The 11,914-nt window shown below is 41.1% G+C and carries 8 protein-coding genes and 1 pseudogene; all 9 read right to left on the minus strand.

Annotated features, from left to right (window positions below):
• Nucleotides 1-167 precede the first annotated feature (167 nt).
• Nucleotides 168-4,151: an FAD-dependent oxidoreductase gene (locus RAO94_04975; protein ID MDP8321686.1), complete on the minus strand. Its 3,984-nt coding sequence runs from the start codon at nt 4,149-4,151 to the stop codon at nt 168-170.
• Nucleotides 4,152-4,235: 84 nt separating this feature from the next.
• Nucleotides 4,236-4,598, minus strand: a pseudogene (locus RAO94_04980) (FAD-dependent oxidoreductase).
• Between the two features lie 48 nt (nt 4,599-4,646).
• On the minus strand, nt 4,647-5,117 hold the full coding sequence (locus RAO94_04985) for a 4Fe-4S dicluster domain-containing protein (protein MDP8321687.1): 471 nt from the start codon (nt 5,115-5,117) through the stop codon (nt 4,647-4,649).
• Between the two features lie 13 nt (nt 5,118-5,130).
• Nucleotides 5,131-5,961: an FAD/NAD(P)-binding protein gene (locus RAO94_04990; protein MDP8321688.1), complete on the minus strand. Its 831-nt coding sequence runs from the start codon at nt 5,959-5,961 to the stop codon at nt 5,131-5,133.
• A gap of 18 nt (nt 5,962-5,979) precedes the next feature.
• On the minus strand, nt 5,980-7,014 hold the full coding sequence (locus tag RAO94_04995; GenBank protein ID MDP8321689.1) for a 4Fe-4S dicluster domain-containing protein: 1,035 nt from the start codon (nt 7,012-7,014) through the stop codon (nt 5,980-5,982).
• Nucleotides 7,015-7,016: 2 nt separating this feature from the next.
• Nucleotides 7,017-7,979, minus strand: coding sequence for a 4Fe-4S dicluster domain-containing protein (locus RAO94_05000; GenBank protein ID MDP8321690.1), 963 nt, complete (start codon nt 7,977-7,979; stop codon nt 7,017-7,019).
• The gene (locus tag RAO94_05005; protein ID MDP8321691.1) at nt 7,976-8,404 is read right to left on the minus strand and encodes a hydrogenase iron-sulfur subunit; all 429 of its coding nucleotides are present in this window, start codon (nt 8,402-8,404) and stop codon (nt 7,976-7,978) included. Before RAO94_05005 ends, RAO94_05000 begins: the two co-directional genes overlap by 4 nt.
• A 31-nt stretch (nt 8,405-8,435) precedes the next feature.
• On the minus strand, nt 8,436-11,492 hold the full coding sequence (locus RAO94_05010) for a CoB--CoM heterodisulfide reductase iron-sulfur subunit A family protein (GenBank protein MDP8321692.1): 3,057 nt from the start codon (nt 11,490-11,492) through the stop codon (nt 8,436-8,438).
• A gap of 15 nt (nt 11,493-11,507) precedes the next feature.
• Nucleotides 11,508-11,914: hydrogenase iron-sulfur subunit (locus RAO94_05015; GenBank protein MDP8321693.1), on the minus strand; the 407-nt coding region annotated here is incomplete at its 5' end.

The raw sequence follows: 11,914 nt of genomic DNA on the forward strand, positions 1-11,914 counted from the left end.
TAAGGCAGTAATCTATGATATTTATTTTATTCCCCCTCCTCCACTGGTTTGATAGCTGCTATCAAACCAGTGGAGGAGGGGGAATAAAAAAGAAAAAATGATTTGACTGGAGATATAGTACATTGCGGAGGTGTAAACACCATCCGCAAGGTTTAATTCTATTTATTTTACCAAAGCTCGAGAGCTTCGGTCATCATTGCCAGGGTTTGTTCTTCTTTGTAGCCTAATTGCTGCATAGCACCGGAGGGGCAAATGGCAGCGCAGGAGCCGCAGCCTTTACAGAGGGCGGAATTTACGTAGGCATATTCTTTGCCATTTCGCCAGAATAAGCTGGGTGCATCATAGGGGCACACAGCCACGCACATTCCACAACCGGCACACATATCAAGATCAACCTGAGCAATCACAGCTTCCGAGATGTATTCCTTAGAGCTGATGATGATGCAGGCACGTTCAGCGGCAGCTTTTGCCTGGGAGATCGTATCTTCCATTCCCTTGGGCGAATGAGCCAGTCCGGCAAGGAACATGCCTTCGGCAGAGAAATCCACGGGACGCAGTTTCACGTGCGCTTCCATAAAGAAATTATCTTCATTCAAGGGAATTTTGAGCATCTGAGAAAGAACATGGGCATCTGGTCGCGGTTCAATAGCCGGTGAGAGAATTACTCTATCGGGATTAAGCGTGATTTCAATTCCCAGAACGTGATCTTTCAATCTGATAGTGAGATTATTATCGGCATCAGATATGATCTCGGGCAGTTTATCTTCGGTATAACGGATAAATACAACACCTAACTGGCGAGCTTCCTGATAATATGTCTCATAGAATCCAAAAGTTCTGATATCACGATAAAGAATAGCAACTTCAATTTTGGGATTAATCTTTTTGAGAGCCATAGCGTTTTTAACTGCCTGAGAACAGCAGATGCGAGAGCAATAAGGATGCTCTTCATTTCTGGAGCCTACGCATTGAATGAAAACTGCGCTTTTGATTTTTTTACATTCCACATTTTGTTTTTCCAGTTGATGTTCCATTTCTCTCTGGGTAATTACTTTTTTATTTTTACCATATAAATATTCATGGGGAGTTGAAGCTTGAGCACCTGTGGCAATAATGATCACACCATGCTCATATTTGGTAATTTCACCTTTAGTATTGAGAGTAGTTTCGTAATTTCCGATATAGCCGGAAATCTCTTCAACTGTGGTATTGAGAAAGAGCTTCACATTTTTATTAGTCCCCATCTCATCTTTAAGATTTTGCAGGTAATCTCGGACGTAGGTGCCATCAAGAGTTTTTACCAATCCATTCAGATTACCACCGCAGCTATCTTCACGTTCGATGAGCGCAACCTCAAATCCCTGATTGGCAATGGAAAGAGCTGCTGTGATACCTGCAAGTCCGGCACCGATGACCAAGGCTTTCTGGGTGACATCGAGAGCAATAGAATGTAAAGGTTCTTGAAGTCGAGATTTTCCAATCGCAATTTTGGTGAGCAGTTTTGCTTTTTCAGTAGCTTTGGCATGGTCTTCACGATGCACCCAGCTGCACTGGTTTCTGATATTTGCCATCTCGAAGAGATAGGGGTTAAGTCCGGCTTCGCGGAGAGTTTCCTGGAAAAGCGGTTCGTGCGTACTGGGAGAGCAGGATGAGACAACTACTCGATTGAGCTTATATTCATCAATGATCTCTTTCATTGCCTGCTGAGTATCCTGAGAGCAGGTAAAGAGATTTTCACCCGCATATACCACATTAGGCAGGGTTTTGGCAAATTCCACCACACCGGGGACATCTACAATACTGCCGATATTAATACCGCAATGACAGATGAAAACGCCTATGCGGGATTTTTGACCAGCAACTGAGCGTTCAGGTGGATACACTTTTTTTGTGATCTGAGTGCCGCGAACTTCGGAAAGAATTTCTGCAGCGCCAGCTACAGCACCGGAAGCCTGCATAACAGTTTCCGGAATATCTTTGGGCGAAACAGCAGGACCACAGACAAATACACCTTCTCTTGTGGTATCAATTTGAGAAATTCCCAGATGATCAATAAAGTTATATTCATTAAGCCGAACGCCAAGAGCATCACCCAGCTTCACAATATCTTTGGGTGGATGAAGACCTACTGAAAGAACAACCAGTTCGAATTCTTCAATGACCATTTCACCGTTTTCTTTTACCTGATACAGTTCAAGGTTACCAGTTTCAGAGATTTCTTTTATTTTACCAATTCTGCCACGTTTAAATGTGACGCCAATATCCTTGGCTTTATCATAATATTTATCAAAATCTTTACCATGAGCACGGATATCCATGAAGAAAATGGTGGGTTCCACAGTTGGGACATGTTCTTTGGCAATAAGTGCTTCCTTCATGGCATACATGCAGCATACTGAGGAGCAGTATGGCATGTGCGAATCTTTGGTTCTTGAGCCAACGCATTGGATCCAGGCGATTTTAACCGGGGTTTTGGCATCAGAAGGTCTTTGGAGATGTCCTTCAAAAGGACCTGAAGCAGCCAGAATACGTTCAAACTGAATAGAAGTAACCACGTTTTTATATCTGCCATATCCATATTCGTGCATGGGAGTGGGATCATATTTTTCGGCACCCGTGGCAACAATAACGGAACCTACTTCGATATCTACCATTTCTCCTTTCATATCATGGAGGATAGCGCCAGCTTCGCAAACGATTTCGCATTGCAGACAGCCGGAGCAGATACCGCATTCAAGGCAGCGTTTTGCTTCTTTCTGAACTTCTTCTTCAGAGAATCCCAGCTCCATTTCATCAAAATTCTTTACTCGTTTTTCAGGAGATTGATTACGCATTTTCACCCGGTTTTCGGTTGGAACATAGGTCTGATATTCTCTGGCAGGTAATGGATTTTGTTCTTTCCTACCGGTTTTAAGATCTTCTCCCCGCAGAAAGCGATCAATGGAGATGGCAGCTTCATAAGCTTGTCCCACTGCTTCCACTACTGAAGCTGGTCCCAGAACCACATCACCACCAGCAAATACATCAGGACGACTGGTAATATAAGTAGTGGAATCTGCTGTGATAGTATTCCAGCGGGTAGTCTCGATTTCAGTGCTGTCAATAAGTGACAGATCAGAGGTTTGAGAGATAGCTATGAGCATATTATCAAATTCTTCAGTGAAAAATTCACCAGTAGGTTTGGGACGTCTTCTGCCACTGGCATCTTTTTCTCCCAGTTCCATAACGGCAAATTTAATGGCTTTCAAATTGCCATTTTCACCGATATTTTCAATTGGATTAGTGAGGAATTTAAATTTTACACCTTCTTCCTGGGCAGCCATGATCTCGTGCCTTTCTGCCGGCATTTCCCGGCGTGTACGACGATATATGAGGGTAACATCACTACCAAGCCTGATAGCGGTTCTGGCGCAATCTATGGCAGTATTTCCACCACCAATGACAGCAACTTTCTTACCCAGTTTTACTTCTTCATGATAATTTACTTTTTTCAGGAAATCTATTCCCCCAAAAACTCCAGTTAAATCTTCACCTTTAATTTTAAGAGACAAACTTACCTGGGCACCAATACCTATGTAAAATGCTTTATATTCACTATTTCTGAGATTTTCAATATCTTCAGGTGAATTAAGTGGATGATTTAGCTTAAGCTCAATACCTTCAGCAAGTATCTGATCGATTTCCCAATCGAGTTCATCTCTGGAAAGCCGATAGGGAGGAATGCAAGACCGCATCATCCCGCCAGCTTTAGAATCTTTTTCAAATATTGTAACCCGATAGCCTTGTTTTGCCAGATAATAAGCACATGAAAGCCCGGCAGGTCCCGCTCCTATAACGGCAATTTTTTCTTTATCTTTGGATACTGGCTGATCAGTTTTTTCAAATTCACTGTGATGTGAATGCACATAATCAGCAATAAAACGCTTAATAGAAGCAATTGCCAAAGGTTCATCATATTCACCTCTACGACAATCTCCCTCACAGGGATGGAAACAGACACGTCCACAAACGGATGGGAAAGGATTATTGCGTCTGATCAGATCATAAGCTTCTTTATATTTACCCTGAGCAACCAGAGCCACATATCCCTGAACGTGAATATTTGAGGGGCAGGCAATCTGACAGGGAGCAGTTTCCTTTTTATCAATCACAAAGGCATTCGGAGAAGCCTGAGCATATGGTTTATATATAGCTGTTTTGGCTACCAGATTTTCATCAAATATTGATACAGTCTGGATCGGGCAGACAGTGGCACATTCTCCACAGCCCGTACATGTATCAAGATCAACAAAACGAGGATGTTTATAAATTCTGGCAGTGAAATTTCCGGCTTCGCCTTCAAGTGATACCAGGTCAGCAGTGGTGATGAGCTCAATATTAAGATGTCTGCCACATTCCACCAGCTTAGGCGAGATCACGCACATGGCACAATCATTAGTAGGGAAGGTTTTGTCCAGTTGAGCCATTGTGCCGCCGATAGCGGGACTTTGTTCCAGAAGATATACTTTATAACCGGAGGCAGCAAGGTCCAGTGAAGATTGGATTCCGGCAATACCGGCACCCACTACGAGCACTGATCCTACTTTTTTATTTTCCATTTATACTATACTCCTTAGAAAACGAATTCTCTTGAAGATCAATTTTATTTACCATACCTGTGATAGTTCATCCTTCACAGACTTGCAGATTTCATCAGAATCATTCTTTTCGGGATGAAGCTTTGTAGTGATCATATCCGTGCGCAATTTCTGAATGAATTTATCAAGTTCTCTGATTTCCTGGTTTCTATTTTTGGGAACGTATCCCTGCCTGATAGCCATATCTCGCAGTACTCCGATTACATCAGTGAATTTAACTCCCTGAGGACAAAGGGCATAACAGGTATAGCAGCGGGAACACATCCAGAGAATATCAGAAGTAAGAACTTCTTCTTTTAGACCCAGCAGAGTCATTCTTATAATTTTGCGCGGGTCATAATCAGGATGAACTTCTGCTACTGGACAGGCAGCAGTGCAGGTGCCACAGGTAAAGCACTGCTTAAAATGTTCAGCACCGGGTTGAGCTGCAATTTCATTTTTGAAATTAGCATCTTTTTCTTTAAGAATAATTTTATCCATTTATTGCTCCTTATTAAAAAGATTCAGGGATTTTTTTGAGTTCTTCCAGGGAAAATACGGGACCATCTATGCAAATATATTTGGAACCTATCCCGCATCTACCGCATTTACCAATCCCACACTTCATGCGGCGTTCCAGCGATGTAAATATTTTAGAGTCTTCAAAGCCAATTTCCGAAAGAACCGGCAGGGTGTATTTGATCATAATGGGAGGTCCGCAAACCAGCACATAAGCAGAAGGGTCAAGTCCCACTTCTTTTGTGACAGTGGGAACAAAGCCGATTAATTTATCCCATCCGGGATACGGTTTATCAATTGTGAGATGCAAAGTGATGTCATCACGTTCTTCCCACTCTTTCAATTCATCTTTAAAAATAAAGAATTCAGGGGCTCTGGCACCATAGATCACTGTGATCTTGCCATAATCCTCACGATGATCAAGCATATAGATTATCATAGAGCGCAGAGTCGTGAAGGCAAATCCTCCACCAATAATTACTGTATCATTTCCTCGCAATTTTTCATCTGGATAACAATTGCCAAGGGGACCTCTTATGCCTACGACATCTCCTTCCTGGAGATAATGGATCTCCTCAGTGACAGATCCTGTGCGGCTAATAGTAAATTTTAGAATCCCCTTTTCAGTGGGAGAGGAAGCAATGCCAAAGGGAGATTCGCCCTTGCCCAGTATGGAAAATTCACAAAACTGCCCTGGCATGTAATCAAATTTATCTTCATCTTCTTTATTTACAAATGAGAGGTCAAAGGTACGCAGAGTTTTATCCGGGTCTTCGTTGATGATCCTCTCCAGTTTCATTGGAATCGGTATATAAGTATTTGACATATATATATCCTCTTCTATTTACACTTTATTATATTCAAGAATTTTTTGAATGACTTCACGTATATCCAGATTGACGGGGCATACTTTAACGCATCTTCCGCAACCTGTGCACAGGAACTGCTGATAATTTTCTACAAAATAATTATATTTGTGCATCACCCGTTGACGAACACGATAGGTGGATAATTCACGAGGATTATGACCAGAAGCTTCTTTTGTGAACAACTGATACATGCAGCAATCCCAAAGACGTACTCTTTTTCCTTTATCTTCTTTACCTTCATCTCTCATGTCAAAACAATGACAGGTAGGACAGATATAGGCACAAGCTCCGCAATTAATACATTTGGCACTTAGTTCATCCCAGATGGGGTCATCCCAAATAGTCAGGAGTTTGTCTTTTAAGCCATTCAGATTTACTACAGGGGGCATATACGATTCAGCCTTCTCCCTTAATACTTCAATTTTATCAAGATCTGCCTGATCAATCTGGCTCGTTTCCTGATAGCTATCTAAAAATTTGATGCCTTTTTCACTTATTCCTTCCAGCAAATATTCATCTCCAGTATCTATCACAAATACATCGGAATCTGTGGAATCATAAGGACCACTTTCAAACCAGTTGCAAAAGCAGGTGGAAGGAGGTTCATTGCAGGCAAAAGAGAAAAGAAGACAATTTTTGTATCTGGCAATCCAGTAGGGGTCTTTATACATTTCTTTATCAGGCATCTGATAGGCATTTGCAAATACTTTATCCAGCATTCTGATACTTTTTGTGTCACAGGTTCGCAATCCCCAGCCGGCAATAGGTTTTTTCATTTCAGATGGAGTTTGAATACCCTCTTTTGTATAAGTGAACATCACTTCTGATTGGGGAAAGAAAATATCTTTGGGATTCAGAGAGGTATTATACTTTGATTTATTGATCTCACTGGCAGAACTGATCTTTTTGAAGGCAGTTTCCTTGCCATGTATTACAGGAGCATACACCTGATAATTCAGAGACAGAAAATCAATCAAAGAGGTGAGTTGATCATATTTAATTTTAACCATAATTAACCTAATATAAAATCCTGTTTTTCGTTTTCACAGTAGGAAGCCATGGCTGGCTTTTCATTAATGTCCAACCCGGCGGTATAACCAAAGCGTTCTTTCATTTCTTTTTCCACTTTTTTATTGAGTGGACGTAAATCAATATTGACTGGGCAGGCACTCACACAAGCACCACAATCTACACAACGCCCGGCAAGGTGGAGATTTCTGATGAGGTGGAAGATGATATTATCAGTAACTTCCGGGGTTTTTCCAATCCATTGAGGATCATTATTATCTACAAAGCAATAATTACAGTAGCATGAAGGGCACACATTACGGCAGGCATAGCAGCGAATACATTTGGAATATTCTTCCGTGATAAGTTGCCATCTTTCTGCAGATGATTTTTTCTCAAAATCCTCTACTAGTTTAAATTCATCCTGCACATCTATTTCACCACGATGTTCACCAATAAAGTGATCATATTCAGGAGCATCAGGATATCGGCAGAACAAGCAGCAATCTCTCAGGACTTGTTCGCGAGGAACTTTTATTTCAAAATCTCTGCCTTTCAGGATCACCTGATCTCCTTCTGTTTTCTGCTCCAAAACCTCTCTGCCATCAGTGATATTTATTATCTTTCGTGATTCATAAATACCCTGGCAGGGAACTCCAATAATTACAACATTTTCTCTTTTTACCTGATTTTCAGTAACATACAGTACTATTGATCGGGCATCGCATCCTTTGACTACGATTCCAATTTTATTATATTTTTTGCCTAATCTTCTTCTATCTTTGGTAAGATAGGTGGCGAGATTATTTCTGCAGGTGCTATCAAAGATCAATTGATCAGCATCAGCGGAGTTTTTGATAAATACCGGAGTAGAAATCAGAGGCAGGCTGCCTTTTCCCCAGCCAATAACCATTTCAACTTCATTGTTATCAAGAAGCTGTTTTACTTTTTCCTGCAATTCTTTCATACCTGTTTCACTCCTTTTACCAGCCTGGTAGCAGGACCAATTTCTTTGATTTCTTTAGTGATTTTTGTGATGATATCAGCAAAGCGTTCACCTTCACCAGCAGAAATCCAGGAAAACTGCACGCGTTCTGGTTCAATTCCAATGAATTCTAAAAGTGGTTTGATCGTAGAATACCGTCTACGGGCGATAAAATTACCTGACAGGTAATGACAGTCTCCCGGATGTCAGCCGGAGACCAGTAAAGCATCAAACCCGCTCTGAAGTGACTTTACAATAAATAATGGATCAACACGTCCGGAACAGGGTACCCTGAGCACCCGGACATTGGGCGGATACTGCATGCGAGAAACACCAGCCAGGTCTGCTCCGGCATAAGAGCACCAGTTACATAAAATAGCTAATATTTTTGGTTGCCATTCTTCCATATCTATATTTCTCCTAAATTGATTTTTTCCATTAATTTTCACCTATAACATCGTTTAAATCTAAAGATTCAAAAACGGAAAAGAGCTGTTCATTAGAAAAGCCTCTCAGATTAAGGGCAGCACAACGGCAAGACGCTACACAGGCACCACAACCCTTGCAGAGAGCTTCATTTACTACTGCTATCTCCTTTTCGGGGTCTACTCTAATGGCTTTATAGGCACATATCTCTTCACAATATCCACAGCCAGTGCATCGGGCTTCATTCACTTCAGTAATAGTACCTTCAGCGAGAACCGATTTTTTATTAAGGTATGTAAGAGCGCGGCTGGCTGCTGCTTTTGCCTGAGTTATTGACTCATCCATATCTTTGGGATTATGAGCAAGCCCGGCAACGAACACGCCTTCTGTGGCAAAATCCACTGGACGTAATTTTACATGAGCCTCCAGGAACATGCCATCTGTATTTAAAGATATCTTGAGCATTTTTGCCAAATCCACATTCTCTTTTTTGGCATCAATAGCTGTTGCCAGAACCAAAAGATCTGCATCAATAACAACTTCTTTATCCATAATTGGGTCAAACACAGTTACATTAACTTTGCTGCCGGGGTCCCATTCATCTGCCAAAGTTACTTGTGGTTTGTTGTCGGGAGTGTAATGAATAAACATTGCTCCCTTATCACGCAGTTCAGTATAATATTTTTCCCTGAAACCATAAGTTCTGATATCACGGTAAGCAATATAGATATTCACATTAGGGAATTTCTTTTTCAGATTAAGAGCATTTTTCACGGCTTTTGTACAGCAGGCCCTGCTGCAATACATTTTGCCTTCTTCTCTGGAGCCCACGCATTGGATCATAACCACATTTTTGAGTTTGGGTTTAGGAAAATCCTGGTCATGCAGCATTTCCTCAAATTCCACCTGTGTAACGATCCGGGATGATTCACCGTACAAATATTCTGTAGTTTTATGTTCATCAGCACCGGTTGCCACAATTACTATCCCATGCTCTATTTCATGTTTCTGATTAGTCTCTGTATTAATAATATTTGTTTTATAATTTCCCACAAAGCCATCGATATTTTCAATTTTGGCATTAGTATGAACTTCTATAAGATCGTGGTTCATCACATAAGCTATTTTTTCTGCGAGAAGTTTTTGAGGATCATTACCAAAATTAAAGTAAATATTTCTCATATTCCCGCCCATTTCAGCTTCTTTCTCCAGAAGATAGGTCATAAAACCCGCTTCTGCCAGTGATTGTGCAGCTGTCAATCCAGCAAGACCCCCCCCAATTATCAATGCTTTGGGATTAATCTCAATTGGTAAGCGCTTAAGAGGTGTCAATTTACGAGCTTTAGCAATTCCCATACTTACCAGGTCTTTTGCTTTGATTGTAGCCAGCTCCGGTTCATTCATGTGTGCCCAACTGCATTGATCACGGATATTTGCCATTTCAAATAGATAGGGATTTAATCCTGCTTCGGCAATTGTCTGACGAAAGAGTGGTTCATGAGTTCTGGGTGTACATGCTGCCACGATTATCCGGTTCAAATTATGTTCTTTGATCCGCTCCTTAATCGTGTTCATGCAATCCTGTGAACAGGCATACATCAAATCTTCCGCATACTCCACATTAGGCAGGTTTCTGGCAGATTCTGCTACTGCTTTCACATCTACCACTCCAGCAATATTGATTCCACAATGGCACACAAATGCTCCAACTCTTGGTCTTTCTCCCTGCACATCTATTTCGGGAACTGCATTTTCATCTTCTGTAATTTCCTGTCTTTCAAGCTGTAGAAATTTTATTGCATCAGCTACAGCGCCAGAGGCAGTAGTTACTGATTCCGGGATATCTTTGGGTCCATTCAAAGCTCCACAGACATAAATACCCTCTCTGGTTGTCTGCAGAGGCTTGAAGGCATCGGAACGGCAGAAACCATATTCATTTAATTTTATATCCAGCTTTTCAGCTAAGTGTACAATATTTGCGCGAGGTTGCAAACCAATAGATAACACAACCAGATCAAATTCTGAAAAACTGATATCGCCATTTTCATAAACATATTTAAGAATTAGTGAGCTATCATCAGTTTCTGTGATCTCAGCAACTTTTGATTTAATAAATTTCACTTCATACTGTGACTTTGCCTTTTCATAATACTTATCAAAATCTTTTCCATAAGCACGGATATCCATATAAAAAATTGATGCATTTAAGCTTTTTATATGCTCCTTGGCGATCATTGCTTCCTTGATGGCAAACATGCAGCAGGCAGAGGAACAATAATTATGATCAATACTCTCATCACGGGAGCCTACACATTGAATAAAGGCAATACTTCTTGGTTCTCTGTGATCAGAAGCTCTCACTACGTGACCACCGAAAGGGCCAGAGGCTGAAAGCATTCTTTCAAATTCCAGAGATGTAACTACATTTTTATAGCTTTTATAACCAAAGTGTCCAAAACCAATGGGGTTGAAGGCATCTATTCCTGTTGCCAGGATCACAGCACCAACCTGGAGGGAAATCTCCTGATCTGTATCCTGATAATTAATTGCCTCAGCAGGGCACACTTTCTCACAGATTCCGCAAACACCCTTGGTCAGCTTCAGACATTTTTCAGGATCAATTGTGTATTCAGAGGGAATGCTCTGCAGAAAGTATCTTGAGATAGCTCCGCGTTTACGGAGTCCCATATCAAAGTCATCATCAACTTTTACCGGGCATTTAGATTCACAAATTCCACAGGCAACGCATTTTACAGGATCCACATATTTTGCTTTCTGCAGAACTTTCACAGTAAAGTTACCCGGGTCACCTTCAACAGATGAAATATTTGTTTTTATATAAATTTTAATATTAGGATGTCGGGCACATTCACTCATTTTAGGCGCCAGGATACACATTGAGCAATCATTGGTTGGAAATGTTTTATCCAGTTGAGGCATTCTTCCACCAATTGAGGACGATTCTTCGATCAAATGTACTTGTAATCCTATCTCAGCCAGATCAAGTGAGGCTTGAATACCTGCAATACCTGCTCCCGCCACCATTACTGATTTGCTTTTATGACTCATATTCTTCCTCGATATTTACAAAAATATTTGCTTTTGAGTAGAATTTCCACCCATCGCTTTGATCTTATCAGTAAACTCATTGCCAACCTGGGCAAATTTCTGACCTTCTGAAGCTGATATCCAGGTAAGACGTATTCTACCCTCATCCAAACCAAGGGTTGTGAATATTTGCTTCACTATAGCCGTTCTTCTGCGAGTATGATAATTACCAACCTGGTAATGACAATCACCAGGATGTCAGCCACCTACCAGAATTCCATCTGCTCCACGCAGATAAGATTTGATCAGAAACACAGGATCTACGCGGCTTGAACACATCACCTTAATAGGTAAAATTGCCGTGGGATACTGCATCCGGTTTATGCCCGCCAGATCTGCTCCGGTATAGGAACACCATTTACATAAAAAACTTAATATCTTGG

The sequence above is a fragment of the Candidatus Stygibacter australis genome (genome assembly GCA_030765845.1).
In the GTDB taxonomy this organism is placed as follows: Bacteria; Cloacimonadota; Cloacimonadia; order Cloacimonadales; family TCS61; genus Stygibacter; species Stygibacter australis.

Excerpts from the sequence above, each read along its gene's own strand:
- RAO94_04985 (MDP8321687.1), bottom strand. The coding sequence starts at position 5,117 with ATGGATAAAATTATTCTTAAAGAAAAAGATGCTAATTTCAAAAATGAA.
- RAO94_04990 (MDP8321688.1), bottom strand. The coding sequence starts at position 5,961 with ATGTCAAATACTTATATACCGATTCCAATGAAACTGGAGAGGATCATC.
- RAO94_04995 (MDP8321689.1), bottom strand. The coding sequence starts at position 7,014 with ATGGTTAAAATTAAATATGATCAACTCACCTCTTTGATTGATTTTCTG.
- RAO94_05000 (MDP8321690.1), bottom strand. The coding sequence starts at position 7,979 with ATGAAAGAATTGCAGGAAAAAGTAAAACAGCTTCTTGATAACAATGAA.
- RAO94_05010 (MDP8321692.1), bottom strand. The coding sequence starts at position 11,492 with ATGAGTCATAAAAGCAAATCAGTAATGGTGGCGGGAGCAGGTATTGCA.